The following is a 25,221-nucleotide window of genomic DNA, read 5'->3' as shown; positions in this document are numbered from 1 at the left end:
TGCGTGAGCCCGCAAGAGCCTTTGGCCGCACCACGGCAATTCCCCCGGCGGGCGCGCTAGACTGGTGCGGATGAAGAGAGAATTTGTTCCCCAGCGGCTCGATGTGGCCGCCTTTGCCGCCGAAGCCGCGGTGCTTTCGGCTGACGACGCGGTTCCTGATTACTCCCGGCTGGCGCAAGAACTGGCCGCACCGGCGCCAGAAGCCTTGGTGCACTGGGAGGCGACCGGCGAGCAGCGCACCGGTGCCGACGGCAAGGCCGAACCCTGGCTGCACCTGGTGGCCGAAACGACGGTGCCGCTGGTGTGCCAGCGCTGCCTGGCACCGGTTGATACGCTTGTTGCATCCGACCGCTGGTTCCGTTTTGTGGCCGATGAGGCCACGGCGGATGCCGAGGACGACGAATCCGAGGAAGACCTGCTCGTCGTGAGCCGCGATTTCGACCTCCATGCCTTGATCGAGGACGAGCTTTTGATGGAAATTCCCGTCATGCCCGTCCACGAGGTGTGCCCCACGCCAATCCAGCTTTCGTCCAGCGACGAGGACTTCAAGGCGGCCGAAGAGGCCAAGCCCAACCCGTTCGCGGTGCTCGGTGCGTTGCGTTCGCGCAAGCCGGAAGAGGGCAAGTAGCCCTTTCTCGCAGGCTGGGCTATAATCATGGGCTTCGCGCGCGCCGCCGTGAGCAGCAAGACAGACAAAGGCATTCCATACATGCCCCTGTATTGCCACCGCAAGAGAGCGCATCCACTCACTCACCTAACAGTCCAGGAGCCATCATGGCCGTCCAGCAAAACAAGAAGTCGCCTTCCAAGCGCGGCATGCACCGTTCCCACAATGCGCTGGTCGTGCCCGGCATTGCCGTGGAACCGACCACCGGTGAAACGCACCTGCGTCACCACATCAGCCCGAACGGTTTCTACCGTGGCCGTCAGGTCCTCAAGAACAAGTCCGAAGCCTGATTTCGCATCCCAAGGCCGAGGCCCGAAGCTACTTTTGCTGTAGCGTCGGGCCTTTGTTTTGATGGTTACGTCTTCCTCCTCCGAATCCTCCGCCGCGCCCGCCGCAATCACGCTTGCCGTCGATTGCATGGGTGGCGACCATGGGCCGCGCGTCACGCTTGCGGCCTGCCGCGCGTTTCTAGATCGGCATGCGGAAGCATCGCTGCTGCTGGTGGGCGCGCCCGCGGCCTTGGCCGCCTTCGGCGAGCACCCGAGGGCGCGCATCGTTGCCGCCAGCGAAGTGGTGGGCATGGACGACCCGGTCGAGATTGCACTGCGCAAGAAGAAGGACTCTTCGATGCGCATCGCAATCCAGCAGGTCAAGGACGGTGCTGCCCAAGCCGCCATCTCGGCAGGCAATACGGGCGCGCTGATGGCAATTGCCCGCTATCTGCTCAAGACGCTCGACGGCATCGACCGTCCCGCGATTGCGCCGCAGCTGCCCAACATCAAGGGCGGCGCCACGACCGTGCTCGACCTGGGTGCGAATGTCGATTGCGACGCCGAAGATTTGTTGCAATTTGCCGTGCTCGGCTCAGCGCTGGTCTCCGCACTCACGGGCAACGAGTCGCCTTCGGTCGGTTTGCTCAATGTGGGTGAAGAAGCCATCAAGGGCAGCGAAACAATCAAAAAAGCGAGCCAACTGCTTCGTACTGCAGCCAACTCTAAAGATCTGAACTTCTACGGAAACGTGGAAGGCAACGACATATTCAAGGGAACGACCGACATCGTCGTGTGTGACGGTTTTGTCGGCAACGTCGCCCTGAAGGCCAGCGAAGGCGTTGCGTCGATGATTGGCGAGTTCATTCGTGTGGAATTCTCGCGGAGTATTTTCACCAAGGCTGCGGCTATCGTTGCCTATCCGGTGCTAAAAGCTTTTAAAAATCGCCTGGATCACCGTCGATACAACGGTGCAGCCCTGTTGGGCCTGCGCGGGCTGGTTTTCAAGAGCCATGGCTCGGCTGACGAAGTGGCTTTCGGTCATGCGCTGGATCGCGCTTATGATGCCGCTCGCAACAACCTGCTCGATCGCGTTCGGGCCCGCATCGCCCACGCCGCGCCTTTGCTCGCGCGGCAGGAGCCAGCGGTGCCAGCGGACGCGACAGCCCTTCACGCTTGATGAGCCCTTATTCACGCATCACCGGCACTGGCAGCTATCTGCCTCCGCGCCGGGTGACCAACGACGACCTTGCCAAGGAATTGGCAACGCGCGGCATCGAAACTTCCAACCAATGGATCGTCGAGCGCACCGGCATTCACGCGCGCCATTTCGCGGCACCCGAGGTAACAAGCAGCGATCTCGGCCTTGAAGCCGCCCGAAGCGCCCTCGAGGCGGCGGGACGAAAGGCGGAAGAGGTCGACCTGATCATCGTCGCCACGTCGACGCCCGACATGGTGTTTCCGTCGTCGGCCGCCATCCTTCAGAACAAGCTCGGCATCGCCGGTTGCCCTGCGTTCGACGTGCAGGCGGTCTGCAGCGGCTTTGTCTATGCGCTGACCGTGGCCGACGCCATGATTCGCACCGGCACCGCGCGGTGCGCGCTGGTGGTCGGCGCCGAAGTGTTCTCGCGCATTCTCGATTTCAACGATCGCACCACCTGCGTGCTGTTCGGCGACGGCGCTGGCGCCGTGGTGCTCGAAGCGAGCGAAGAGCCAGGCATCCTGGCGAGCGACTTGCACGCGGACGGCAAGCACGTCGGCATCCTCTGCGTGCCCGGCCATGTGTCTGGCGGCAACGTGCTGGGTACGCCCCTGCTGCATATGGACGGCCAGGCCGTCTTCAAGCTCGCGGTGCGCGTGCTCGAAGAAGCCGCGCGTGCCACACTCGCAAAGGCGGGCAAGACCGAAGCGGACATCGACTGGCTCATTCCGCATCAGGCCAACATCCGCATCATGGAAGGCACGGCCAAGAAGCTGAAGCTTCCGCGCGAGAAGCTCATCGTCACGGTCAACGAGCACGGCAATACCTCGGCCGCCTCGATTCCGTTGGCCCTCGACGAAGCCGTGCGCTCCGGCAAGGTGAAAAAAGGCGAAACCGTCATGCTCGAAGGCGTGGGCGGTGGCTTCACCTGGGGTGCGGTGCTATTGAATCTGTAGCGTATTGCGGTGCCCGCGTGGGGCCGCAGTGCGACATGACGCTTTAAAACAATGAAATCCTTCGCTTTTGTCTTTCCGGGTCAGGGCTCGCAGGCCGTCGGCATGCTCGACGCCTGGGGCGACCATCCGGCCGTTGTCGAAACCCTGCGCGAGGCGTCCGAAGCGCTGGGCGAAGACCTTGCCGCGCTGATCAAGAACGGCCCCAAGGAAGAGCTGGCGCTCACCACCAACACGCAGCCGGTCATGCTGGTAGCTGGCGTGGCGGCCTGGCGCGCCTGGCTGGCAGAAGGCGGCGCGGCACCTTCGGTCGTGGCGGGGCATTCGCTGGGCGAGTACTCCGCGCTGGTGGCCTCTGGCGTGCTCACGCTGGCGCAAGCCGCGCCGCTGGTGCGGTTTCGTGCGCGGGCCATGCAGCAGGCAGTGCCAGTGGGCACTGGCGCCATGGCTGCCGTTCTCGGTATGGAAGTTGGCAAGGTCGTGGCGGGTTGCGCGGAAGCTACCGCGTCTTTCGGCGCGGGCAGCGCCGAGATCGTCGAGGCGGTGAATTTCAACGATCCGATGCAAACCGTGATCGCAGGCAGCAAGGCGGCCGTCGACAAGGCCTGCGAGCTGCTCAAGGCGAATGGCGCCAAGCGTGCGTTGCTGTTGCCCGTGTCGGCGCCGTTCCATTCGAGCCTGATGAAGCCCGCGGCCGAAGCGCTGCGCGAGAAGCTCAGCACCATCTCCCTCGCTGCGCCCCAGATTCCGGTACTCAACAATATCGATGTGGCCGTGGAAACCGATCCCGCCCGCATCCGCGAAGCCCTGGTGCGCCAGGCCGCCGGCCCGGTTCGCTGGGTTGAAAGCGTGCAGGCCTTGAAACTGCGCGGTGTAGCCGCCATCATCGAGTGCGGGCCCGGCAAGGTGCTGGCCGGAATGGTCAAGCGCATCGCCCCCGAGCTCGAAGCCGCGTCGGTGTACGACCCGGCAACGCTCGCGGACACCCGACAACTGCTCGCCGCCTGAGCGGCGAAAGGCCCGGACACTTCTTTTATGAGCATTCCCAAATTCGAAGGGCAAGTCGCCCTGGTCACCGGCGCGTCGCGCGGCATTGGCGCAGCTATTGCGCTCGAGCTCGCCCAGCGCGGCCTCAAGGTGGTTGGCACCGGCACCACCGAAGAAGGCGCGGCCAAGATCACTTCGGCGCTCAGCGCCTTCGGCGGCCGCGGCCGCGCACTCGACGTAAACGACGGCGCTGCCGTCGAGGCCCTGATCGACGAGATCGTGAAGGCCTATGGCGCCATCCACGTGCTGGTCAACAACGCCGGCATCACGCGCGACACGCTCGCCATGCGCATGAAGGACGACGACTGGGACGCGGTGCTGGCCACCAATCTCAAGGCCGTCTTCGGCCTCTCGCGCGCCGTGATCCGCCCGATGATGAAGCAGCGCTACGGCCGCATCATCAGCATCACCAGCGTGGTCGGGGCCTCCGGCAATGCCGGCCAGGCCAACTACGCCGCAGCCAAGGCCGGCGTCGCGGGCATGACCCGCGCGCTGGCACGTGAACTCGGCAGCCGCAACATCACGGTCAACTGCGTTGCGCCGGGCTTCATTGAAACCGACATGACCGCCAGCCTGCCCGAGGCACAGCAACAGGCGCTGCTCCAGCAGATTCCGCTGGGCCACCTGGGCAAGCCAGCCGACATCGCGCATGCGGTGGCGTATCTCGCATCTCCGCAGGCTTCCTATGTGACGGGGCAGGAACTGCACGTCAACGGCGGCATGCACATGTAATTGGCCGCAAGGCGCAATCTTTCCCCGTCCCGGGTGCACGGCAAATGCCACAATGCGCCCGGCTAAAATCCACCGATTACCTACAACCCTCAGAGGGAACCAAATGAGCGATATCGAAGCACGTGTCAAGAAAATCATCGCCGAGCAACTCGGCGTGGAAGAGTCCCAAGTAACGAACGAAAAGGCCTTCGTGGCCGACCTCGGCGCGGACTCGCTCGACACGGTCGAACTGGTGATGGCACTCGAAGACGAATTCGGCATTGAAATTCCGGATGAAGACGCCGAGAAGATCACCACGGTGCAAAACGCCGTCGACTACGCCACCAAGAATCAAAAGGCCTGATCGGGCCGGCTGCAACTGCGACGGCCGGCGGCGCTTCTTTCAAGCTCCGTACGCGCCGCCAGCAGCTGTTCAGCGCTTCCAGAAAGGTTTGCCGGCATGACCAAACGCCGCGTCGTCGTGACCGGACTCGGTTGCATCGCTCCTGTCGGAAACACCGCAACCGAGTCCTGGGCCAATCTGTTGGCCGGGAAGTCGGGCATTGCGAACATCACCGCGTTCGATGCAAGCGCCTTCGCCTGCAAGTTCGCAGGTGAGGTGAAGGGTTTCGACATCACCCAATACATCTCGGAGAAGGAAGCGCGTCACATGGACCGCTTCATTCATCTGGGGCTTGCCGCCGCCATCCAGGCGGTGCAGGACAGCGGACTGCCGACCGGCGAAGCGCTGTCCTATGAAGAAGCCGTGCGCATCGGCTGCAACATCGGCTCGGGCATTGGCGGCCTGCCGATGATCGAAGAAACGCATGGCGAATACGCGAGTCGCGGCCCGCGCCGCATTTCGCCGTTCTTCGTGCCGGCTTCCATCATCAACATGATCTCGGGCCACGTGTCGATCAAGTACGGCTTCAAGGGCCCGAACATCGCCGTGGTCACCGCCTGCACCACCGGCCTGCACGCCATCGGCACCTCGGCGCGCATGATCGAATACGGCGATGCCGACGTCATGATCGCCGGCGGCGCCGAGTCGACCATTTCTCCGCTCGGCATCGGCGGCTTTACCGCACCACGCGCGCTGAGCACGCGCAACGACGATCCCGCAACGGCCTCGCGCCCGTGGGACAAGGACCGCGACGGTTTCGTGCTGGGCGAGGGCGCCGGCGTGCTGGTGCTCGAAGAGTACGAACGCGCCAAGGCGCGCGGCGCCAAGATCTATGCGGAAGTGGCGGGCTTCGGCCTGACCGGCGACGCGTACCACATGACGGCGCCCGACGTCGACGGCCCGAGCCGGTCGATGGCCATGGCGCTCGCCAATGCGGGTGTCAATGCCGACCAGGTGCAGTACCTGAATGCCCATGGCACTTCCACGCAGATCGGCGACCTCAACGAGACCAATGCGGTCAAGAGGACTTTCGGCGATCACGCGAAGAAGCTGGTCGTGAACTCGACCAAGTCGATGACCGGCCACTTGCTGGGCGGTGCCGGCGGCATCGAGTCGGTGTTCACGGTGCTCGCACTGCATCACCAGAAGAGCCCGCCGACCATCAACATATTCGACCAGGATCCGGAGTGCGACCTCGACTACTGCGCCAATGTGGCGCGCGATCTCAAGATCGATGTCGCGGTCAAGAACAACTTCGGCTTCGGCGGCACCAACGGCACGCTGGTGTTCAAGCGCGCTTGACCCTTGCTCTTTCATGCACAGCGCACCGTCGGTGACCTACCCGGTGGGGCGCTCGCGCGGCGCAACCCGGATACTGATAGCCACCTGGGCCTTGGGAGCCTGCTGCGCAGGCCTCTCGTGCTATCTCTTCGATAGTGCCGGCTGGCGCCAGCTGCTCCTGGTTCTGAGTGTTCTGTTCTCAGGCATTGCGGCCGCGCTCGGGCTGCGAAGCGACGGTGCCGGTGTCTTGCACTTCGACGGACTCCATTGGAGCCTGACGGGCACCGATCGGGGCCGCGCTGTCCATGCCGCGCGGGCCTCCGTGGCACTCGATCTTCAGTCGCTGCTGCTGGTTCGGCTGACCCAGACCGGCCGCGCCGCACGTTGGATATGGATCGAACAGCGCGCCATGCCTGAGCGCTGGCGCGATCTGCGCCGTGCGGTATATTCGCGCCCCCCGTCAGCCTCGCCCGCCGGCGAGCCTTGGCGGGCGACCGTGCCGGCCGATGCGCCCTGAATCTCCCCGATGACCACTTCTCCGCCGCCAGTGCCACCGGACTCCGGCTTGACCGATGTGTCCGTCGAGGCGCCGCGCCCGGGTGAGGTCGATCTCCAGCTCGTCCAGCGGACGGTTGCGGGCGACCAGAAGGCATTCGAGCTGCTGGTCATCAAATACCAGCGCCGGATCGAGCGCCTGATCGGGCGCATGGTGCGTGATGTCGACCTGGTCGAGGACATCGCCCAGGAAACCTTCATCCGGGCCTACCGGGCGCTCCACCAGTTCCGCGGCGACGCCCAGTTCTACACCTGGCTTTACCGGATCGCGGTCAATACCGCCAAGAAGGCGCTGGTCGACATGAAGCGCGACCCCACCATCTCCGAAAGCGCCTTGCGGCCGTCTTCTGACGAAGACGATGAAACTTACCGCCCCGGAAACGAACCAATCAGCGACGAAACCCCCGAATCGGTGCTGGCGGCAAACGAAATCGCCAGCGTGGTCGAAGCGGCCATGGAAGCGCTGCCTGCCGAGTTGCGGCAGGCTGTCACCCTCCGCGAGATCGAGGGCATGAGTTACGAAGAGATTGCCGAGGTCATGGATTGCCCTATCGGCACGGTGCGTTCGCGTATTTTCCGGGCGCGCGAGGCCATTTCGGCCAGGGTCAAACCGCTGCTGGACAACCAGTCGGGCAAGCGTTGGTAGGTAAGCAGGTGAATGAAATGAATCAGACGATGACGGCTCGTGAACAGGTGTCCGCACTGGCGGACGGTCATTTGCAGGGCGACGACTTCGCGCGGGCCATCGAAGCCGTCTGCGCCGAAGACGATGCGCGCGCTGCCTGGCGTTCCTATCACCTGGTGGGCGACGTCCTGCGCTCGGGGGCCCATGCGCCTTGCAGCGACAGCAACGCGTTCCTGACCCGGTTCCAGCAGCGCCTTGCGGCCGAACCCGTGGTTGCGATGCCGGTCCTGGCGCCGGTAACGGCCACCAAGGTGGTCACGCTGCAGCGCAGGGCCGATGCCGCCAACGAGCCGGTGTTCCGCTGGAAGCTGGTGGCCGGCGCCGCGTCGCTGGTGGCTGTGGCAGCCATCAGCTGGACATTGGTGGGCAACGGAGCTGGCTTCCCGTCTTCCGGGGCGCAGATCGCGGCCCAGCAGCAACCGGCCGCCAATTCGGTGCTGGCCGCTGCAGCGGTCAACGGCCAATCGCCTGCCGCCACCACGCTGACGCCGACCCGCGTGATGGTCGGCAACGGCAGCCCGCAGGTCATGCTGCGCGATCCGCGGCTCGACCAACTGCTTGAGGCGCACCAGCAAGCCGGCGGCGCTTCGCAGATGCCTTCGGGCTTCTTGCGCAACGCGACCTTCGAGGGGCCCACGCGCTGATTGCGCGCCTGTCGCTCCCAATGACCGTTCAGATGCCGATCTCCGTACGCGCGTTCGCGCTGGTGTTCACTGCTTTCTGCCTGGCGCAGGTCGCGACTGCACAGACCCGTTCGGGTCCGGCAAATGCAAAGGGCGCGGCCTCGGCGCAAGCCGGTGATGCTCCGCCGGCCATGGGCGTGGTCGAGTGGCTTCAGCGCATGCACACGGGAGCGCGGCAACGCAACTACGTGGGCACTTTCGTGGTTTCGGCAGCGGGCGGCGATCTTTCGAGCGCGCGCATCTGGCATGTGCGAGACGGCGACCTGCAGATCGAGCGCATCGAGGCCCTCTCGGGGCCGCCGCGTTCGACATTCAGACGCAACCACCACGTCATGACCTTCCTGCCCGAGGCGAAGGTCGTGAAGGTCGAAAAGCGCGAAAACCTCGATCTTTTCCCCAACCTGCCCGACAAGCCGGATTCTTCGATTGGCGACTTCTACGACGTCCGGGCCATCGGCAAGGATCGCGTGGCGGGCTTCGACGCCGATGTCGTGCAGCTGGTGCCGCACGACACCCTGCGCTTCGGCTACCGCATCTGGAGCGAGCGCCGCTCCGGTCTTGTCATCAAGCTGCAGACCGTGGACGGCGATTCCCGCGTGGTGGAGCAATCGGCGTTTTCCGAATTGCAGCTCGATGCCCCGGTCAAGGCGCAGGCCCTCGCGCAGATGATGACCAATACAAGCGGTTACCGCATCGAGAAGCTGGAGCTCGAGCGCACCAGCGCGCAAGACGAGGGCTGGGTTCTCAAGACGCCGGTGGCCGGCTTCAAGCCGCGCAGCTTCTATCGGCGCCCGGCCGGCGGCGACAAGACAGGGCAGGACCGCACCGTTCAGTGGACTTTCTCCGATGGCCTGGCTTCGGTGTCGCTTTTCATCGAGCGCTACGATGAAAAGCGTGCACCGCGCGACGGCGTGCTGACCATTGGCGCAACCAACGCCATTCGCCGGCGATTGCCCGAGCCGGCGAGCGACTGGTGGCTCACCGCCGTGGGCGAAGTGCCGCAGCAGACGCTCAATGCGTTTGCCCAGAGCCTCGCGCGCACGCGCTGACCTGACGCGCATGCGCAAGTGGCGCTGAACCAAGTCCGCATCACAGACTCATAGCTCTTCTTCTGGTCGCCCTGTTCTTTTGAAAGAAAACCGATGATGTTCAAAGTCGAGGGACACAAGCTTCGTTCCTATCTCTTCGCATTCGGCCTGGCCTGTTCGGCCGGCGTGGGTTTCCTGCCGGCAACGTCGGCCGTTGCCCAGACGCCTCAGACACCGCAAGCGCGCGGCTTGCCCGACTTCGCCGATCTGGTCGAGCAGGTAGGGCCTGCCGTGGTCGGGATCCGCACCGTCGAGAAGGTTTCCACCCGCAGCGGAGGCGGTGGAGAAATGGACGAGGAAATGCAGGAGTTTTTCCGGCGCTTCTTCGGGCAGCCGCTGCCCGGCAATCCGCGCCCGGGCCCGCGTCCGAACCGGCCGCAGCCCCAGGAAGAAGAGCGTCCGCGCGGCGTGGGCTCGGGCTTCATCCTGACTGCGGACGGCTATGTGATGACCAACGCCCACGTCATCGAGGATGCTTCGGAGATCCTGGTCACGCTCACCGACAAGCGCGAGTTCAAGGCCAAGCTTATCGGTGCCGACAAGCGCAGTGACGTTGCGGTGGTCAAGATCGAGGCCACGGGGCTTCCCGTGGTGAAGGTCGGCGACATCTCGAAGCTGCGCGTCGGCGAATGGGTGATGGCCATCGGCTCGCCCTTCGGCCTTGAGAACACCGTCACCGCCGGCATTGTGAGCGCGAAGCAGCGCGACACCGGTGACCTGGTGCCCCTGATCCAGACGGACGTGGCCATCAACCCCGGCAACTCGGGCGGGCCGCTCATCAACCTGCGCGGCGAGGTGGTCGGCATCAACAGCCAGATCTACTCGCGCTCCGGTGGCTACATGGGCATTTCGTTCTCGATTCCAATCGATGAGGCGATCCGCGTCAGCGACCAGCTGCGCACCACGGGCCGCGTCTCTCGCGGCCTGATCGGCGTGACTATAGGCTCGGTCTCGAAGGACGTGGCCGAGTCCCTTGGCCTTGGCAAGGCGCGCGGCGCCGTGGTGAGCAGCGTGGTGCCGGGCTCGGCGGCCGACAAGGCCGGTGTGCGCGAAGGCGACATCATCACCAAGTACGGCGACAAGGTCATCGAAACGCCGAGCGATCTCTCGCGCTCGGTGGCCAGCACCAAGCCGGGCGTGAAAAGCACGCTGACCGTGTTCCGCAACGGCAGCTCGCGGGAGCTTTCGATCACCGTGGCGGAAGGCGACCCCGAGACCAAGCCAACGAGCAAGCGCCAGTCGGACCGCGAGGAGCCACAGGCCAAGCCGTCGTCCACCGCCGGAAAGTCGATCGGCCTCGTGGTCAGCGACCTCACCGACGCGCAGAAGAAGGAACTCAAGGCGCGCGGCGTGCGTATCGATGCGGCGACCGATGCCGCTGCGAGGGCCGGTCTGCGTGAAGGCGACGTGATTCTTTCGGTCGGCAATATCGAAGTGACCAGCGTCAAGGAATTCGAGTCCGCCCTGGCCAAGGCCGACAAGAGCAAGCCGCTCAGTGTGCTGTTCCGCCGCGGCGAATGGGCGCAATATGCCCTGATCCGACCCGCACGCTGATCTGGCGCTGCCGTCAAGTGGCCCCACCCGACAGTCGGGTTTGGGGTCTTTTTTTGAGGTGTTTGCGACGCTCGGCAGCCTGGTTCAAAAATTTTTTTGGGCTACGAAGAGGCGCTGTTTTGTTGGTGTTCACTAACTTTCAGGTGGGCTTAGGACGGTTTTCGGTAGAATAGGCGCCATTGGGCGGTGGGTCCATGCATAAGGAAGGTGAATTCCTTCACGATGCGAGATGTCAGACAGCAGTCCACCGCTGCTCCACAGATCGCCCACAAGTTGTTCATGGAGTGCTCCACCGATCCTGTGGATAAGTTGTTTATATCTTTCATGTTGTGGACCCGCAACGACCCGTTTTGACCCTGTCCCCGGATGTACGTGCCTCCCTTTTTGCCTACAATGAAGTTCCAACTACTGCAGTTGCCATTGCTTGTTGGTTCAGGGCGCGTCTCCAGAAGACGCGCCCTTTTTTCTTGCCTGTCGCACTCTGCGCACGAGCCAATTCAAGTACTTAAGCGTTCCCGTTGATGAATCACATCAGAAATTTTTCGATCATTGCGCACATCGATCACGGCAAGTCGACGCTCGCCGATCGTTTGATCCAGCGTTGCGGCGGCCTCGCGGAACGCGAGATGGAAGCGCAGGTGCTCGACTCGATGGACATCGAAAAAGAGCGTGGGATAACCATCAAGGCGCAGACCGCTGCGCTGCACTACAAGGCGCTCGATGGACAGGTCTACAACCTCAATCTGATCGACACGCCGGGCCACGTCGACTTCTCTTATGAAGTGAGCCGCTCGCTGTCTGCATGCGAAGGTGCACTCCTCGTCGTCGATGCATCGCAAGGTGTTGAAGCGCAGACGGTGGCCAACTGCTACACCGCACTTGATCTCGGCGTGGAAGTGGTGCCGGTGCTCAACAAGATGGACTTGCCGAACGCGGACCCCGACAACGCGCGCAAGGAAGTCGAAGACGTGATCGGCATCGACGCGACCGATGCGATTCCGTGTTCCGCCAAGACAGGTCTCGGCATCGAGGAAATCCTCGAAGCCATCGTGCACAAGATGCCGCCGCCGCGCGGCAACCCCGACGGCCCGCTGCGCGCGATGATCGTCGACAGCTGGTTCGATCCCTACGTGGGCGTGGTCATGCTGGTGCGCGTGGTGGACGGCCGCCTGGTGAAGGGCGAGCGCATCAAGATGATGGCGTCCGGCGCCATGTACAACGCCGACAACATCGGCGTCTTCACGCCGGCCAACGAGCCGCGCGCATCGCTCGAGGCGGGCGAGGTGGGCTACATCATCGCGGGCATCAAGGAGCTGCAGGCCGCCAAGGTCGGCGACACCGTGACGCTCATCAAGCCGGGCACCGGCGGCGCGGCAGCCACCGCCACCGAGGCGCTGCCGGGCTTCAAGGAAATCCAGCCGCAGGTGTTCGCCGGCCTCTACCCGACCGAGGCGAGCGAGTACGACTCTCTGCGCGATGCGCTGGAAAAACTGAAGCTCAACGACTCGTCGCTGCGTTACGAGCCCGAAGTGAGCCAGGCGCTGGGCTTCGGCTTCCGCTGCGGCTTCCTGGGCCTGCTGCACATGGAAATCGTGCAGGAGCGGCTCGAGCGCGAGTTCGACCAGGACCTGATCACCACCGCGCCGAGCGTGGTGTACCAGGTGGTGCGCAACGACGGCGAAGTCATCATGGTCGAGAACCCGTCCAAGATGCCCGATGTAGGCAAGATGAGCGAGATTCGCGAGCCGATCGTCACCGTGCACCTCTACATGCCGCAGGAATACGTGGGCGCGGTGATGACGCTGGCCAACCAGAAGCGCGGCGTGCAGATGAACATGGCCTACCACGGCCGCCAGGTCATGCTGACCTACGAAATGCCGCTCGGCGAAATCGTGCTCGACTTCTTCGACAAGCTGAAGTCGGTGAGCCGTGGCTACGCCTCCATGGACTACGAGTTCAAGGAGTACCGCGCGTCCGACGTGGTCAAGGTCGACATCCTGCTGAACGGCGAGAAGGTCGACGCGCTGTCCATCATCGTGCACCGCACCCAGTCGCAGTACCGCGGCCGGGCGGTGGTGTCGAAGATGCGCGAGATCATTTCGCGCCAGATGTTCGACGTTGCCATCCAGGCGGCCATCGGGGTGAACATCATTGCGCGTGAGACAATCAAGGCGCTGCGCAAGAACGTTCTTGCCAAGTGCTACGGTGGCGACATCACCCGCAAGAAAAAGCTGCTCGAGAAGCAGAAAGCGGGCAAGAAAAGAATGAAGCAGATCGGCTCCGTCGAGGTCCCGCAAGAGGCCTTCCTCGCGATTCTGCAAGTCGAAGACTGATCTCAAAAATGGCATTCATCACTACTCTGGTCCTCGCGGCCTTTACCGGCTACGTCGGTGCCTGGTACTTTGGTGCCATCGAAGGCAACTTCGCGCTGCTCCTGTTCTGCGCCACCGTGGTTACCGGTCTCTACTGGCTGGCCGAGCGCTTCTATTTCCTGCCGCGCCGCGAACGCGCCGCCGCCGCGCTCGAGGCTTCGCTGAGCGAGCGCAACGCCCGCCTGGCTGGCCAGGGCATCACGCAGGTGGACACGGTCGATGCCAAGGCGAGCGAGCGCCTGCTCATGCAGCCGTGGTGGCTCGACTGGACGGCCGGGCTGTTCCCGGTCATTCTGGTGGTGTTCCTGCTGCGCTCGTTCCTTTACGAGCCCTTCAAGATCCCGTCGGGTTCGATGATGCCGACGCTGCTCACCGGCGACCTGATTCTGGTCAACAAATTCACCTACGGCCTGCGCCTGCCGGTCATCAACACCAAGATCACGGACGGCACGCCGCTGGCGCGCGGCGACGTGGTGGTGTTCCGCTACCCGCCCAAGCCCAGCATGGACTACATCAAGCGCGTGGTCGGCATTCCGGGCGACGAGGTGGCCTACCTCAACAAGAAGCTCACGATCAACGGACAGCCGGTTTCCAAGAACGCGATGCCCGACTACCTCGACGGCGACTCGATGCGCCTGCTCAGGCAGTTCACCGAAGACCTCGGCGGCAAGCAGCACAGGCTGCTCAACGACGACGCCGGCCCGGCTTTCGTCCAGGGCGCCACCGATTTTCCCTATCGCGAAAACTGCCGCTATTCGGTCGAAGGCGTGGTCTGCAAGGTGCCCGCCGGCAATTACTTCATGATGGGCGACAACCGCGATAATTCGGCGGACTCCCGGTTCTGGGGTTTCGTACCGGACAAGAACATCGTGGGCAGGGCGTTCTTTGTGTGGATGAACTTCGGCGATCTGGGTCGCATCGGTCCATTTCAATAAGTAATCAGCATTGTTCGAGGGGTAAGAGGGCATGAGAACAAATCGGTCCATCCGCAGCAGGGCCGCGCACCAGCGCGGCATCTCGTTCATCGGTCTGGTGTTTGTCGCCGTGGTGCTGGGTTGCCTGGGCGTGGTCGTCGCTCAGGTCATCCCGACGCTGATCGAATACCAGGCCATCGACAAGGCCGCCAACAAGGCCAAGGAAGGCACCACCGTGCCCGAAGTGCGCGCCATCTTCGACCGCGCGCAGGCCATCGACGACTTCAAGTCCGTTTCGGGCAAGGACCTCGACATCAAGAAGGTCGGCGACAAGGTCGTCGTCTCGTATGCCTATGAGCGGGAAATCCCGCTGTTCGGCCCGGCCTACCTGGTGCTCAAGTACAAAGGCGAGACCCGCTGAACGCGGCGACACGCAAGGTGGACGGCGGCCTCGTAGCGCTGCAGGAGCGCCTCAAGCATTCGTTCTCCGACACGCGGCTGCTTCAGCTCGCGCTCACGCACCGCAGTTTTTCGGCTGACCACAACGAGCGCCTGGAGTTTCTCGGCGACTCGGTGCTCAACCTCGCCGTTTCGCACCTGCTCTACACCCGCCTTTCGGCCTTGCCCGAAGGCGATCTGTCGCGCGTGCGGGCCAATCTGGTCAAGCAAGACACCCTGCACCGCCTGGCGCTCGAGCTGCAGCTGTCGCCGCTGCTGCGGCTCGGGGAGGGCGAGGCGCGTTCCGGCGGGCCCAACCGGCCTTCGATCCTGGCCGACGCGCTTGAAGCGCTGATCGGTGCGGTCTACCTCGACGCGGGCTTTGCAGCCGCCGAGGCGCTGGTGCGCCGCCTCTATGAGTCCGTGGAGATCAATCCACGCATGGAAGCGGCCGCCAAGGACCCGAAGACCGAATTGCAGGAATGGCTCCAGGGCCACAAAATGAAGTTGCCGGTGTACCGCGTAGCGGCCACGCTCGGCGCCGCGCACAAACAGACTTTCGATGTCGAGTGCGAGGTGCCGGAGCTGGGCCTGCGCGAACGCGGCATCGGTGGCTCGCGCCGCGCCGGCGAGCAGGCTGCCGCGGCAGCCATGTTGATCCGGCTCAAGGCACGCGGGGCCGCGTGAAACCAGAATGAACGACGCTATAAATTCAGCAGCAGAAAACCCCGAAGACGCAGCGAGCGAAACGGGTACAACGGGGCCCCAGCACTGCGGGCTGGTGGCCATTGTCGGCAAGCCCAACGTGGGGAAGTCGACGCTGCTCAACGCGCTGGTGGGCCAGAAGATCAGCATCACCTCGCGCAAGGCGCAGACCACGCGGCACCGCATCACGGGCATGCGCACCATCGGTGCCACGCAGTTCGTGTTTGTCGATACGCCGGGTTTCCAGACCCTGCACGCCAATGCGCTGAACAAGTCGCTCAACAAGACCGTGCAGGGCGCGGTCGGCGATGTGGACCTGATTCTTTTCGTGGTCGAGGCGGGCAGCTTCACGCCGGCCGACGAGCGGGTGCTCAAGCTGCTCGGCAAGGGCATTCCAACCGTGCTGCTGGCCAACAAGCTCGACAACGTGCACCGCCGCGGCGACATCGCGCCCTGGCTGCAGACCATGCAGGCGAAGCACCCCTTTGCCGAGTTCGTGCCCATGTCGGCCAAGAATCCGAAGGATGTCGAGCGCCTGTTCGGCATCTGCGAAAAATACCTGCCCGAACAACCCTGGTTCTACGCCGAGGACGAGCTCACCGACCGCAGCGAGAAATTCCTTGCCGGCGAGCTGGTGCGCGAAAAGCTGTTCCGCCTGACCGGCGACGAGCTGCCCTACACCTCGACCGTGATCATCGACAAGTTCGAGGAAGAGCCGCCGCAGAAAAAGGGCCAGAAGCGCCTGCTGCGCATTGCGGCCACCATCGTGGTGGAACGCGACGGCCACAAGGCCATGGTCATCGGCGACAAGGGCGAGCGCATCAAGCGCATCGGCATGGAAACCCGTGTCGAGCTCGAGAAGCTGGCCGACGCCAAGGTTTTCCTCGAACTGTGGGTCAAGGTGCGGTCCGGCTGGGCCGACGACGAAGCGCGCGTGCGCTCGTTCGGCTACGAATGAAGTGGCGACCGCCCACCGCGTCTCGCACGAACCGGCGTATGTGCTCCATCGCTACGACTGGAGCGAATCGAGCCTGATCCTCGAGGTCTTCACCCGCCACCACGGGCGCATTGCGCTCGTGGCCAAGGGTGCCAAGCGGCCGAGCTCCAACTTCAGGCCGGTGCTGCTGCCGCTGCAGCCGCTGCAACTCAACTACGGCGGCGACGCCGAGATCCGCACGCTCAAGGGAGCCGAGTGGATGGGCGGCCATGTCATGCCGACCGGCGAGGCTTTGCTCTCGGGCTACTACGTCAACGAACTGCTGCTGCGCCTGCTTGCGCGGGACGATGCCCATGAGGCGCTGTTCGACGCCTACGCGGGCGTGGTGCAGGTGCTGGCGGGCGACCACGCCGGCGCGCAGGCGGCAACCCAGGCCGCCGCGCTGCGCGCTTTCGAGCTGCTGCTCCTGCGCGAAGTGGGCCTCTTGCCGTCGCTCGATGTGCAGACCCTCACGCTCGAACCGCTGGTGGCCGAGGCACGCTACAGCCTGGTGCCGGAAGCCGGCTTGCGGCTGGCGGGCGAGGGCGAGGCGGCCCTGGCCGGTGCTGATTGGCAATCGCTGCAGGGCGTGCTCGATGACCGCGCCCCCTTCACCGCCACGCTGCGAGAGGTGGCCACCATGAACGCCGGCAGCAACAGTGCCCTCAGAAACCAGCTGCGCGCCTTGCTCAACTACCATTGCGGTGTGTCCACGCTGCGCACGCGGCAGATGATGAGAGATTTGCAAGCCCTATGAGCACTCCTGGCCATTCCGCTACCACGTCGCTGTCGGTCAACCTGAACAAGGTGGCCCTGGTGCGCAACACGCGCCACCTGGGCATTCCGAGCGTGCTCAAGGCCGCCAGCGCCTGCCTTGCCGCCGGTGCGCACGGCATCACGGTGCATCCGCGGCCGGACGCGCGCCACATCCGCGCGCACGACGTGAGCGACCTCTCCGCACTGCTCGCGAAACACTGGCCAGGCATCGAATTCAACATCGAGGGCAATCCGTTCCACAACCTGATGGACTTCGTGCGCGAGCTGAAGCCGCACCAGGCCACTTTTGTGCCCGACAGCGAATCCCAATCGACCAGCGACCATGGCTGGAGCTTTCCCGAAGACGCCGAGCGCCTGCGTCCGGTGATCGCCGAAGCCAAGGCGCTGGGCGTCCGCGTGAGCCTGTTCATGGACCCGATCCCCGAGATGATGGCCGCGGTGAAGGCCGTGGGCGCCGACCGCGTCGAGCTGTACACCGAGGGCTATGCCGCATCGCGCGGCACTTCGAACGAAGCGGCCGTGCTTGCGCGCTACGTCGAATCGGCCCGTGCGGCGCAGGCTGCGGGCCTCGGCATCAACGCGGGCCACGACCTGAGCCGCGACAACCTGACCGCTTTCCTGCGTGCCGTGCGCGGCGTCCAGGAGGTCTCGATCGGTCACGCCTTCATCGCCGATGCGCTCGAACTGGGCTACGCGGCCACCACGCGGGATTACCTGCGCTGCATCGACGAGGCCAAGTGAACGCTCCAGCAGCATGATCTACGGCATCGGCACCGACATCTGCGATCTGCGTCGCATCGCCGCGACCTTCGAGCGTCAGGGCGAGCGCTTTGCCCATCGGGTGCTCAGCGACGCCGAGTTCGCGGTGTGGAAAGCCCGCAGCGAGCGCTGGCCCAAGCGCGGCCTGAGCTATCTCGCGACGCGCTTTTCCGCCAAGGAGGCCTTCAGCAAGGCCATCGGCCTGGGCATGCGCATGCCGATGACCTGGCGCCTGTGCGAGATCGCGAACCTGCGCAGCGGCAAACCCGTCATCGTGCTGCATGGCGAGTTGAAAGAATGGTTCGAGGCCAAGGGCCTCACGGCCCATGTCACGGTGACCGATGAAACCGAATATGCCGCGAGCTTCGTCGTGGTCGAATACAAGAACGAGGCATGACCCTGGCAACGACAACCCTTCACGCGCCGCTGATCATCGATGTGGCGGGCACGGAACTCAGTGATGCGGATCGCGGTCGCGTGGCAAACCCCTTGGTCGGCGGCGTGATCCATTTCGCCCGCAACTGGCGGGATCGCGCGCAAATGACTGCGCTCAATGCCGAGCTGAGGGCCATCCGCCCCGATCTGCTGATTTGTGTCGATCATGAAGGTGGCCGCGTGCAGCGGTTTCGCACCGACGGCTTCACGCGCCTGCCCTCGATGCGCGCACTGGGCGAGCTGTGGATGCGCGATGCAATGCACGCCACGCAGGCCGCAACAGCAACGGGCCAGGTGCTTGCGGCCGAGCTGCGCGCCTGCGGCATCGACTTCAGCTTTGCGCCGGTGCTCGACCTCGACCACGGCGGCAGCAGCGTGATCGGCGACCGCAGCTTTCACCGCGACCCCCGGGTGGTGGCGCTGCTGGCGAAGAGCGTGATGCACGGCATGCTGCAGATGGGCATGCGCAACTGCGGCAAGCACTTTCCGGGGCATGGTTTCGTCACGGCCGACTCGCACGTCGAGATTCCGGTCGACCGCCGCGGACTGAAGGCGATCCTGGAAGATGACGCACGGCCGTTCGACTGGCTGTCGGGCACGCTCACAGCCGTGATGCCGGCACACGTGATCTACCCGAAGGTGGACAAGCGGCCTGCCGGGTTCTCTTCGAAGTGGCTGAAGGATGTGCTGCGCACCCGGCTCGCTTTCGAAGGCGCGATCTTCAGCGACGACCTGAGCATGGAAGCCGGGCGCTACATCGACGGCCAGCTACTGAGCTATGCCGATGCCGCGTTGGCGGCGCTCGACGCGGGCTGCGACCTGGCGATGCTGTGCAACCAGAGCATCGGCGAAGGTCGGCCGCTCGACGAATTGCTCGATGACTTCAGCGCTGCCGCCAAGGCAGGGCGTTGGCAGCCCGAAGCCGCTAGCGAAGCGCGCCGGCGGGCGCTGCTCCCCGATGCGCCGCACGCCGACTGGAATGCGCTTGTCGGCTCGACGGGATACAGGCAAGCAAGGCAAGTACTGGCGAAGGCCGGCCTGGCCAGCGCCTGAAGCCCGGTTACGGGGCCTTGCCTGCAACCGGAGGCGGCGGCGAGTTCGTCCACAGGCGCTCGCCGCCCGAATCCAGGTGCGTCAGGTACAGCCGGACATCGAATTCCAGGCGGTGGTAGCCCGACTCCATGTGCTCGCACAGCGCGTAGAAGCTCTTGTCATGGTCCCGCTCTTTCATGTGCGCGAGCTCGTGGACCACGATCATGCGCAGCCACTCGAGCGGCACCTCCTTGAACAGGGTTGCCACGCGAATCTCGCGCTTGGTCTTGAGCTTGCTGCCCTGCACGCGTGAAACGGTGGTGTGCGTGCCGAGCGCATTGCGGATCACGTGCAGCTTGCTGTCGAACGCCACTTTGGAGAGTGGCGGCGCCTTGCGCATGAAGTCGCTCTTGAGCTCGCTCACGTACTCATAGAGCGCGCGGTCCGTCTGCACCTCGTGCATGGGGCCGGGATAGCGGCTGCGCAGCAACGGCGCGAGCCCTTCGGTTTCGACCAGTTGCCGGACCTGGGCCAGCAGCGTGGGCGGATAGCCCGCGAGATACTTCATGCAGCCGATCCGGCGCAGGCGAGCCCGGTGGCCACGCCGCCGAACAGGTCGCCTTCGACGAGCGTCACCCCGGCAAAGCTTTTGCGCAAGGCCTGCTGGAATGGCCGCAGGGCCGAAGAGCCGCCGGTCAGGTAGATGGCGTCGAGATCGCCGCTGCGCAGCCCCGCGCGCTTGACGCAGGCGTGGGCGCAGGCAATCACGCTGTCGAGCAACGGCGAGAGCTGCTGAGTCATGTCGGCGGGCGAGAGCGAGGCGACCAGGTCTGGTTCGGCGCACGACAGGTCGATGGCGGTGGGCGCATCGTTGACGGAGGTGTCGATTTTGGCCTGCTCCACTTCGCTGGCAATGCGGTGTCCGTGCCGTTCTTCGAGTACCGCCATCAGCCGGTCGTGCAGCCGCACATCGCTGTAGCTCGTGCGCAGGTCCTTCGCCTGCCGTACCGCCTTGGCGGCATACAGCCAGTTGATCAGGTGCCAGGACGAAAGCTCGAAGAACACCTTGCTCGGAACCTCGCGCCCCTGCGGCCCCGTGTGGCGAAAGCCGAATTCCGGCATCACGCGGTCGAGATTCAGGCGCTGGTCGAAGTCGGTGCCGCCGATGTGCACGCCGCTGGTGGCCAGCACGTCGTGGCTGCGGTCTTCACGCGACGCGCGGTCGGGGCCGACCTGCACCACGGTGAAGTCGGACGTGCCGCCGCCCACGTCGACGATCAGCACCAGCGACTCTTTCGTGATGCGCTGCTCGTAGTCGAAGGCCGCCGCAATGGGCTCGAGCTGAAAGGCGATGTCGCGAAACCCCGCGGCACGGGCGGCGTGGCGCAGGCTTTCTTCCGCGCGCTCGTCGCGCTTCGAATCGTCGTCCACAAAATGAACCGGGCGGCCGATGACAACGCGCTCGGGTACGCCGCCCAGTTCACGGCCGGCCCGCGCGGCCAACTCGTGCAGAAAGCGCGCGATGATGTCCTCGAAGCTCACCAGCCCGTCGTAGATGGCAGTTTTCTCCTGCATCAGCGCGCTGCCGAGCAGGCTCTTCAGCGAACGCATCAGGCGGCCTTCGACACCCGCGAGGTAGAGCGCAACCGCATCGCGGCCGAAGTGCGTGGTGCGGTCTTCGGCGTTGAAGAAGATCGCAGTGGGCAGGGTGGTAGCCGCACCTTCGATGGGCAGTAGGCGGGCCACGCCATCGACCCGACAGGCCACGGCGGAATTGGAGGTGCCGAAGTCGATGCCGATCGTCGGCAGCGACGACGGTAACTTCACGCTCAAGATTCCCTGCGCAGCGCCGGGAACAGGATCACGTCGCGGATGCTCGGCGAATCCGTCAGCAGCATCATCAACCGGTCGATGCCGATGCCGCAGCCGCCGGTGGGCGGCATGCCGTACTCGAGCGCACGCACGAAGTCGTGGTCGTAGTACATGGCTTCGTCGTCGCCGCTGTCCTTGGCGGCCACCTGGGCGTTGAAGCGCGCGGCTTGGTCTTCGGCGTCGTTGAGCTCGCTGAAACCGTTGCCGAATTCGCGGCCGGTGATGTAGAGCTCGAAGCGCTCCGTGACCTCCGGCCGCTCGTCGTTGGCGCGAGCCAGCGGTGAGATCTCGGTCGGGTGCTCCATGATGAAGGTCGGTTGCCAGAGCTTCTCTTCCACCGTCTCTTCGAAATACATCACCTGCAGGCTGGCAAGGCTGCGCTGCGAGAGCTTGTCTTTTTCTTCGCTCAGGCCGATCTTGCGCAAGGCGTTGATGAGCCAGGCGCTGTCGTCAACGCCGGTGCCGGCTTCCGTGTACTTGAGGATGGCTTCGCGGATCGTCAGGCGCTCGAAGGGCTGCGTCAGGTCGACCGGCTTGCCCTGGTAGGTGAGCTGCTGCGCGCCCACGGCCTTGTCGGCAATGGTGCGGATCAGCGTTTCGGTGAAGTCCATCAGGTCGCGGTAGTTCCAGTAGGCCGCGTAGAACTCCATCATGGTGAACTCGGGGTTGTGCCGCACCGAGATGCCTTCGTTGCGGTAGCTCCGGTTGATTTCGAACACGCGCTCGAAGCCGCCGACGATCAGGCGCTTGAGGTACAACTCGGGCGCAATGCGCAGGAACATCTCCTGGTCGAGCGCGTTGTGGTGCGTCTTGAACGGCTTGGCGTTGGCGCCGCCCGGAATCGGGTGCAGCATGGGCGTTTCGACTTCGAGGAAGTCGTTGGCCACCATGAACTCTCGCAGCGCGCTCACGGCCTTGCTGCGAGCGGTGAAACGCACGCGCGCCGATTCGTCGGTGATCAGGTCGACGTAGCGCTGGCGGTACTTCTGCTCCTGGTCGGCCATGCCGTGGAACTTGTCGGGCAGCGGACGCAGGCTCTTGGTGAGCAGGCGCAGCCTGGTTACCTTGACCGACAGCTCGCCGGTCTTGGTCTTCATCAGCGTGCCTTCGGCACCGACGATGTCGCCCAGGTCCCAGCGCTTGAACTCGGCGTACGCCTCTTCGCCGACCGCGTCGCGCGTCACATAGAGCTGGATGCGGCTCGTGGCATCTTGCAGCGTTGCAAAGCTGGCCTTGCCCATCACGCGCTTGAGCATCATGCGGCCCGCCACGCTCACGGAAACGGCCTGCGCTTCGAGCGCTTCGGCTTCGGTGGCGCCGTGCGCCTCGATCAGCGCAGCCGCACGATGACCCGGCTTGAAGTCATTCGGAAACGCGACGCCCTTGCCCTCGGCCTGCGCAGTACGCATCAGCTTGAGCTTTTCGCGGCGTTCGGCGATGAGCTGGTTGTCGTCGACGGCGGGTGCGGAAGCCGGAGCCGCAGCGGGCGTGGGAATGGAAGGGATCAGGTGGTCGGACATGGAGAGCGGAGGAGGGCGCAACGGGAGCGTGCGCAACCCGCCATTTTAGCCGATAGGGTTCGAATGGAACCGGCCTCCAGTGCCCGCCAATCCTGTGCGATGCGCTATGAAAAAAGTAGCGAACTATTCAGTGATTCCCGCGCGCGCGAGCAGATCGCTGACCAGTTCGAGCCGCATCAGCGGGCTCTCGAGCTCCATGAGCCGTTGCCGCAGTTCGAGTTGCATGGGCACCAGTTCGCACCAGCGGTTGGCAACCCAGCCGCAATCGTTGAACTGGTAGGGCTCGCCGATGGGCAGTCGCACGGCCTCGGCGCCCTGCGCGCGGCGGCGTTCTTCGAGCGTGTCGACAAGGCGCCGCAACGCGGTGGCGGTGTGCTGCAGGTCGTCGGGAATTTCGATGGCGGTGTCTGCAATCACTGCCTCGACTTCGGCCACCCACAAGCCGTATTTCTGCAGCTCGGTCCGGCGAACCCGAAACCGCTGCGTGCCGACGCATTCGATCTGGAGCAGGCCGCTTTGCGTTGATTCGAATTCGCGAATGACGGCCAGCGTGCCGACGGCCGCAAAGCTTTCGGCATCGGCACCTGCCTTGCGCACTTCGCTGCCGCTCGTGAGGCTGACCACGCCGAACGGTGCATCGGCCTTGCGGCATTTGCCGACCATGTCGAGATAACGTACTTCGAAAATACGCAGAGGGAGCACGCCGCCCGGGAACAGAACCGTACCGAGCGGGAACAATGGCAGTGAATGCAGAAGGGGCTGTGTCGTCATCGAAGAACCTTGCATGGCTATCATCGCATTCCGCTCACGACCCTGCCCCATGCTCTACCAGATCCCCTCGTTTCTTCTCGACGTGATCGTCGGCCTGCTCGGCGGCGCCTGCCTGCTGCGCCTTTACATGCAGTACCACCGGGTGCCTTTCGGCAATCCGCTCGGGCGCTTCGTGTTCGCGATTACCGACTGGATCGTGCTGCCGCTGCGCCGCATCGTGCCGTCGGTCAAGCGCTGGGACCTGGCGAGCGCCATCGCGGCGTGGCTGCTGGTGATCGTGAAGTTCCTGCTGCTGTGGCTGCTGATCGGCAACCTGGGACGTATCGCGGCCTTGCCGCTGGTGTCGCTGGTGGGGCTGATGCAGCTCGCGGTGTCGGGCCTTACCGCGCTGCTGGTGGTCTATGCCGTGCTGTCGTGGATACCGGGCGCGTCGCCGATGCTGCTCGACCTCATCTCGCGATTGGCCGAGCCGCTGGTGCGGCCCTTTCGGCGCTTCATTCCGCTGATTGGCGGCGTGGACCTGTCGCCCCTGGCCGCCATCGTAGTGCTGCAGGTGATTGCCATCGTGCTGGGCAACCTGCTGGTCTGGGCCTACCGGCTGGGCTGAGGCCCTTCCGGCAGGATTCCCGTCAGATGACCGCGTCGGCCGGCTGACGCAGCAGCATCGCGAGCGTGCTCGCAATGGTCTTGCGCAGTTCGCGGCGGTCGCTGATGAAGTCGATGGCGCCTTTGGTCTGCAGGAACTCGGCGCGCTGGAAGCCTTCGGGCAGCGTCACGCGCACGGTCGATTCGATCACGCGCGGGCCGGCAAAGCCGATCAGCGCCTTCGGCTCCGCAATGACCACGTCGCCTACGAAAGCGAAGCCGGCCGAAACGCCGCCCATGGTCGGGTCGGTCAGCACGCTGATGTAGGGCAGGCCCTTCTTCGCAAGACGCGTGAGCGCCGCGTTGGTCTTGGCCATTTGCATCAGCGACAGCAGGCCTTCCTGCATGCGTGCGCCGCCGGTGGCGGTGAAGCAGATGAACGGCACCTTCTGCTCGATGGCCGTTTCGACACCGCGCACGAAGCGCTCGCCGACCACACTGCCCATGCTGCCGCCCATGAATTCGAATTCGAAGCAGGCCACGACCACGCTGATGCTGTGGACCGAGCCGCCCATGACGACCAGCGCGTCGGTTTCTCCGGTGTTCTCGAGCGCTTCCTTGAGCCGCTCGGGGTACCGGCGGCTGTCCTTGAACTTCAGCGCGTCGACGGGGAGCACTTCCTGGCCGAGTTCATAGCGGCCTTCCGCGTCGAGGAAGGCGTCGAGCCGTGCGCGGGCGCCGATGCGATGGTGGTGGCTGCAGCTCGGGCAGACATTCTGGTTGTGCTCGAGATCGGTCTTGTAGAGAACGGTCTCGCAGGCGGGGCATTTGATCCACAGGCCCTCGGGCACCTGGCGGCGCTCCGACGGGTCGGTTTGTGCGATCTTGGCGGGTAGCAGTTTTTCAAGCCAGCTCATAGGACTCCGAATTAGCTCCCCTCTTCCGCAATGCGGAAAAGGGGCTGGGTG

The 25,221-nt window shown here is 64.5% G+C and carries 28 protein-coding genes; 23 read left to right on the top strand and 5 right to left on the bottom strand.

Going from position 1 to position 25,221, the window contains the following annotated elements; translation table 11 throughout:
* Nucleotides 1-70: 70 nt before the first annotated feature.
* The 22 genes from V9L21_RS03985 to nagZ all read left to right on the top strand — a co-directional run bounded on the left by V9L21_RS03985 (nt 71) and on the right by nagZ (nt 19,526).
* Nucleotides 71-628, top strand: coding sequence for a YceD family protein (locus V9L21_RS03985; protein WP_337309342.1), 558 nt, complete (start codon nt 71-73; stop codon nt 626-628).
* 146 nt (nt 629-774) lie between these two features.
* On the top strand, nt 775-957 hold the full coding sequence (rpmF, locus tag V9L21_RS03980) for a 50S ribosomal protein L32 (protein ID WP_007830466.1): 183 nt from the start codon (nt 775-777) through the stop codon (nt 955-957).
* 61 nt (nt 958-1,018) lie between these two features.
* Nucleotides 1,019-2,116 carry a phosphate acyltransferase PlsX gene (plsX, locus tag V9L21_RS03975; protein WP_258504735.1) on the top strand — a complete coding sequence of 366 codons (1,098 nt, stop codon included), beginning with the start codon at nt 1,019-1,021 and terminating at the stop codon, nt 2,114-2,116.
* Entirely contained in the window at nt 2,116-3,093 is a 978-nt protein-coding gene (locus V9L21_RS03970) for a beta-ketoacyl-ACP synthase III (protein WP_337309340.1), read from the top strand. Before plsX ends, V9L21_RS03970 begins: the two co-directional genes overlap by 1 nt.
* A 51-nt stretch (nt 3,094-3,144) precedes the next feature.
* The gene (fabD, locus tag V9L21_RS03965; protein ID WP_337309338.1) at nt 3,145-4,098 is read left to right on the top strand and encodes an ACP S-malonyltransferase; all 954 of its coding nucleotides are present in this window, start codon (nt 3,145-3,147) and stop codon (nt 4,096-4,098) included.
* Between the two features lie 27 nt (nt 4,099-4,125).
* On the top strand, nt 4,126-4,869 hold the full coding sequence (gene fabG, locus V9L21_RS03960) for a 3-oxoacyl-ACP reductase FabG (protein WP_258504739.1): 744 nt from the start codon (nt 4,126-4,128) through the stop codon (nt 4,867-4,869).
* A gap of 103 nt (nt 4,870-4,972) precedes the next feature.
* Entirely contained in the window at nt 4,973-5,212 is a 240-nt protein-coding gene (acpP, locus tag V9L21_RS03955; RefSeq protein ID WP_007830471.1) for an acyl carrier protein, read from the top strand.
* A 96-nt stretch (nt 5,213-5,308) separates the two neighbouring features.
* Nucleotides 5,309-6,553: a beta-ketoacyl-ACP synthase II gene (fabF, locus tag V9L21_RS03950; protein WP_337309336.1), complete on the top strand. Its 1,245-nt coding sequence runs from the start codon at nt 5,309-5,311 to the stop codon at nt 6,551-6,553.
* A gap of 301 nt (nt 6,554-6,854) precedes the next feature.
* Complete coding sequence (locus V9L21_RS03945; protein ID WP_337309335.1) at nt 6,855-7,049, top strand: hypothetical protein; 195 nt, start codon at nt 6,855-6,857, stop codon at nt 7,047-7,049.
* Between the two features lie 9 nt (nt 7,050-7,058).
* Nucleotides 7,059-7,733 (top strand): RNA polymerase sigma factor RpoE, encoded by a 675-nt coding sequence (gene rpoE / locus V9L21_RS03940; RefSeq protein ID WP_258504745.1) that lies wholly within the window; start codon nt 7,059-7,061, stop codon nt 7,731-7,733.
* A gap of 17 nt (nt 7,734-7,750) precedes the next feature.
* Nucleotides 7,751-8,416, top strand: a complete 666-nt coding sequence (locus tag V9L21_RS03935; RefSeq protein ID WP_337309333.1) for a sigma-E factor negative regulatory protein — start codon at nt 7,751-7,753, stop codon at nt 8,414-8,416.
* 20 nt (nt 8,417-8,436) lie between these two features.
* A complete protein-coding gene (locus tag V9L21_RS03930; protein WP_443304497.1) occupies nt 8,437-9,504 on the top strand; it encodes a MucB/RseB C-terminal domain-containing protein in 1,068 nt (355 codons plus the stop codon).
* 93 nt (nt 9,505-9,597) lie between these two features.
* Complete coding sequence (locus V9L21_RS03925) at nt 9,598-11,097, top strand: DegQ family serine endoprotease (protein WP_337309329.1); 1,500 nt, start codon at nt 9,598-9,600, stop codon at nt 11,095-11,097.
* Between the two features lie 521 nt (nt 11,098-11,618).
* Nucleotides 11,619-13,430 (top strand): translation elongation factor 4, encoded by a 1,812-nt coding sequence (gene lepA / locus V9L21_RS03920; RefSeq protein ID WP_126745754.1) that lies wholly within the window; start codon nt 11,619-11,621, stop codon nt 13,428-13,430.
* An 8-nt stretch (nt 13,431-13,438) separates the two neighbouring features.
* The gene (gene lepB, locus V9L21_RS03915; protein WP_337309327.1) at nt 13,439-14,404 is read left to right on the top strand and encodes a signal peptidase I; all 966 of its coding nucleotides are present in this window, start codon (nt 13,439-13,441) and stop codon (nt 14,402-14,404) included.
* A 31-nt stretch (nt 14,405-14,435) separates the two neighbouring features.
* Entirely contained in the window at nt 14,436-14,804 is a 369-nt protein-coding gene (locus tag V9L21_RS03910) for a DUF4845 domain-containing protein (RefSeq protein WP_337309325.1), read from the top strand.
* A gap of 17 nt (nt 14,805-14,821) precedes the next feature.
* Entirely contained in the window at nt 14,822-15,508 is a 687-nt protein-coding gene (gene rnc, locus V9L21_RS03905; RefSeq protein ID WP_126745757.1) for a ribonuclease III, read from the top strand.
* 7 nt (nt 15,509-15,515) lie between these two features.
* Nucleotides 15,516-16,484 carry a GTPase Era gene (gene era, locus V9L21_RS03900; protein WP_337309323.1) on the top strand — a complete coding sequence of 323 codons (969 nt, stop codon included), beginning with the start codon at nt 15,516-15,518 and terminating at the stop codon, nt 16,482-16,484.
* A 1-nt stretch (nt 16,485) separates the two neighbouring features.
* Nucleotides 16,486-17,259 carry a DNA repair protein RecO gene (gene recO, locus V9L21_RS03895; protein ID WP_337309321.1) on the top strand — a complete coding sequence of 258 codons (774 nt, stop codon included), beginning with the start codon at nt 16,486-16,488 and terminating at the stop codon, nt 17,257-17,259.
* The gene (locus V9L21_RS03890) at nt 17,256-18,020 is read left to right on the top strand and encodes a pyridoxine 5'-phosphate synthase (protein WP_337309319.1); all 765 of its coding nucleotides are present in this window, start codon (nt 17,256-17,258) and stop codon (nt 18,018-18,020) included. The genes recO and V9L21_RS03890 overlap by 4 nt, the downstream gene beginning before the upstream one ends.
* Before the next feature lie 13 nt (nt 18,021-18,033).
* The gene (gene acpS / locus V9L21_RS03885; RefSeq protein ID WP_126745761.1) at nt 18,034-18,435 is read left to right on the top strand and encodes a holo-ACP synthase; all 402 of its coding nucleotides are present in this window, start codon (nt 18,034-18,036) and stop codon (nt 18,433-18,435) included.
* The gene (gene nagZ / locus V9L21_RS03880; RefSeq protein ID WP_337309317.1) at nt 18,432-19,526 is read left to right on the top strand and encodes a beta-N-acetylhexosaminidase; all 1,095 of its coding nucleotides are present in this window, start codon (nt 18,432-18,434) and stop codon (nt 19,524-19,526) included. Before acpS ends, nagZ begins: the two co-directional genes overlap by 4 nt.
* Nucleotides 19,527-19,533: 7 nt before the next feature.
* On the opposite strand, the gene V9L21_RS03875 is transcribed toward nagZ, so the two are convergent.
* The 4 genes from V9L21_RS03875 to V9L21_RS03860 form a co-directional block, all read right to left on the bottom strand.
* Nucleotides 19,534-20,073 (bottom strand): YgjP-like metallopeptidase domain-containing protein, encoded by a 540-nt coding sequence (locus V9L21_RS03875; RefSeq protein WP_337309315.1) that lies wholly within the window; start codon nt 20,071-20,073, stop codon nt 19,534-19,536.
* Nucleotides 20,070-21,338, bottom strand: coding sequence for an Hsp70 family protein (locus V9L21_RS03870; protein ID WP_337309313.1), 1,269 nt, complete (start codon nt 21,336-21,338; stop codon nt 20,070-20,072). Before V9L21_RS03870 ends, V9L21_RS03875 begins: the two co-directional genes overlap by 4 nt.
* Nucleotides 21,335-22,897 (bottom strand): lysine--tRNA ligase, encoded by a 1,563-nt coding sequence (gene lysS, locus V9L21_RS03865; protein WP_337309311.1) that lies wholly within the window; start codon nt 22,895-22,897, stop codon nt 21,335-21,337. Before lysS ends, V9L21_RS03870 begins: the two co-directional genes overlap by 4 nt.
* Nucleotides 22,898-23,020: 123 nt before the next feature.
* Entirely contained in the window at nt 23,021-23,668 is a 648-nt protein-coding gene (locus V9L21_RS03860) for an LON peptidase substrate-binding domain-containing protein (RefSeq protein ID WP_337309309.1), read from the bottom strand.
* A 49-nt stretch (nt 23,669-23,717) separates the two neighbouring features.
* Between V9L21_RS03860 and V9L21_RS03855 the strand changes: the two genes are divergently transcribed.
* Nucleotides 23,718-24,275 (top strand): YggT family protein, encoded by a 558-nt coding sequence (locus tag V9L21_RS03855; RefSeq protein ID WP_126745766.1) that lies wholly within the window; start codon nt 23,718-23,720, stop codon nt 24,273-24,275.
* A 22-nt stretch (nt 24,276-24,297) separates the two neighbouring features.
* Here the strand turns inward: V9L21_RS03855 and accD are convergent, their stop codons facing one another.
* Nucleotides 24,298-25,170 carry an acetyl-CoA carboxylase, carboxyltransferase subunit beta gene (accD, locus tag V9L21_RS03850; protein ID WP_126745767.1) on the bottom strand — a complete coding sequence of 291 codons (873 nt, stop codon included), beginning with the start codon at nt 25,168-25,170 and terminating at the stop codon, nt 24,298-24,300.
* Nucleotides 25,171-25,221 lie beyond the last annotated feature (51 nt).

The organism is Variovorax sp. CCNWLW235 (assembly GCF_037204085.1).
GTDB lineage: Bacteria > Pseudomonadota > Gammaproteobacteria > Burkholderiales > Burkholderiaceae_C > Variovorax.
This window is presented reverse-complemented; position numbering and strand designations above follow the sequence as displayed.

What these genes read in the sequence shown, in the direction of transcription:
- V9L21_RS03925 (WP_337309329.1), top strand. Translation starts at nt 9,598, where the DNA reads ATGATGTTCAAAGTCGAGGGACACAAGCTTCGTTCCTATCTCTTCGCA.
- fabD (WP_337309338.1), top strand. Translation starts at nt 3,145, where the DNA reads ATGAAATCCTTCGCTTTTGTCTTTCCGGGTCAGGGCTCGCAGGCCGTC.
- V9L21_RS03860 (WP_337309309.1), bottom strand. Translation starts at nt 23,668, where the DNA reads ATGACGACACAGCCCCTTCTGCATTCACTGCCATTGTTCCCGCTCGGT.
- acpS (WP_126745761.1), top strand. Translation starts at nt 18,034, where the DNA reads ATGATCTACGGCATCGGCACCGACATCTGCGATCTGCGTCGCATCGCC.
- lepB (WP_337309327.1), top strand. Translation starts at nt 13,439, where the DNA reads ATGGCATTCATCACTACTCTGGTCCTCGCGGCCTTTACCGGCTACGTC.
- acpP (WP_007830471.1), top strand. Translation starts at nt 4,973, where the DNA reads ATGAGCGATATCGAAGCACGTGTCAAGAAAATCATCGCCGAGCAACTC.
- nagZ (WP_337309317.1), top strand. Translation starts at nt 18,432, where the DNA reads ATGACCCTGGCAACGACAACCCTTCACGCGCCGCTGATCATCGATGTG.
- lysS (WP_337309311.1), bottom strand. Translation starts at nt 22,897, where the DNA reads ATGTCCGACCACCTGATCCCTTCCATTCCCACGCCCGCTGCGGCTCCG.
- V9L21_RS03910 (WP_337309325.1), top strand. Translation starts at nt 14,436, where the DNA reads ATGAGAACAAATCGGTCCATCCGCAGCAGGGCCGCGCACCAGCGCGGC.
- plsX (WP_258504735.1), top strand. Translation starts at nt 1,019, where the DNA reads ATGGTTACGTCTTCCTCCTCCGAATCCTCCGCCGCGCCCGCCGCAATC.
- fabF (WP_337309336.1), top strand. Translation starts at nt 5,309, where the DNA reads ATGACCAAACGCCGCGTCGTCGTGACCGGACTCGGTTGCATCGCTCCT.
- rpoE (WP_258504745.1), top strand. Translation starts at nt 7,059, where the DNA reads ATGACCACTTCTCCGCCGCCAGTGCCACCGGACTCCGGCTTGACCGAT.
- rpmF (WP_007830466.1), top strand. Translation starts at nt 775, where the DNA reads ATGGCCGTCCAGCAAAACAAGAAGTCGCCTTCCAAGCGCGGCATGCAC.
- era (WP_337309323.1), top strand. Translation starts at nt 15,516, where the DNA reads ATGAACGACGCTATAAATTCAGCAGCAGAAAACCCCGAAGACGCAGCG.
- V9L21_RS03875 (WP_337309315.1), bottom strand. Translation starts at nt 20,073, where the DNA reads ATGAAGTATCTCGCGGGCTATCCGCCCACGCTGCTGGCCCAGGTCCGG.
- V9L21_RS03930 (WP_443304497.1), top strand. Translation starts at nt 8,437, where the DNA reads ATGACCGTTCAGATGCCGATCTCCGTACGCGCGTTCGCGCTGGTGTTC.
- V9L21_RS03935 (WP_337309333.1), top strand. Translation starts at nt 7,751, where the DNA reads ATGAATCAGACGATGACGGCTCGTGAACAGGTGTCCGCACTGGCGGAC.
- lepA (WP_126745754.1), top strand. Translation starts at nt 11,619, where the DNA reads ATGAATCACATCAGAAATTTTTCGATCATTGCGCACATCGATCACGGC.
- V9L21_RS03890 (WP_337309319.1), top strand. Translation starts at nt 17,256, where the DNA reads ATGAGCACTCCTGGCCATTCCGCTACCACGTCGCTGTCGGTCAACCTG.
- accD (WP_126745767.1), bottom strand. Translation starts at nt 25,170, where the DNA reads ATGAGCTGGCTTGAAAAACTGCTACCCGCCAAGATCGCACAAACCGAC.
- V9L21_RS03970 (WP_337309340.1), top strand. Translation starts at nt 2,116, where the DNA reads ATGAGCCCTTATTCACGCATCACCGGCACTGGCAGCTATCTGCCTCCG.
- V9L21_RS03855 (WP_126745766.1), top strand. Translation starts at nt 23,718, where the DNA reads ATGCTCTACCAGATCCCCTCGTTTCTTCTCGACGTGATCGTCGGCCTG.
- V9L21_RS03985 (WP_337309342.1), top strand. Translation starts at nt 71, where the DNA reads ATGAAGAGAGAATTTGTTCCCCAGCGGCTCGATGTGGCCGCCTTTGCC.
- fabG (WP_258504739.1), top strand. Translation starts at nt 4,126, where the DNA reads ATGAGCATTCCCAAATTCGAAGGGCAAGTCGCCCTGGTCACCGGCGCG.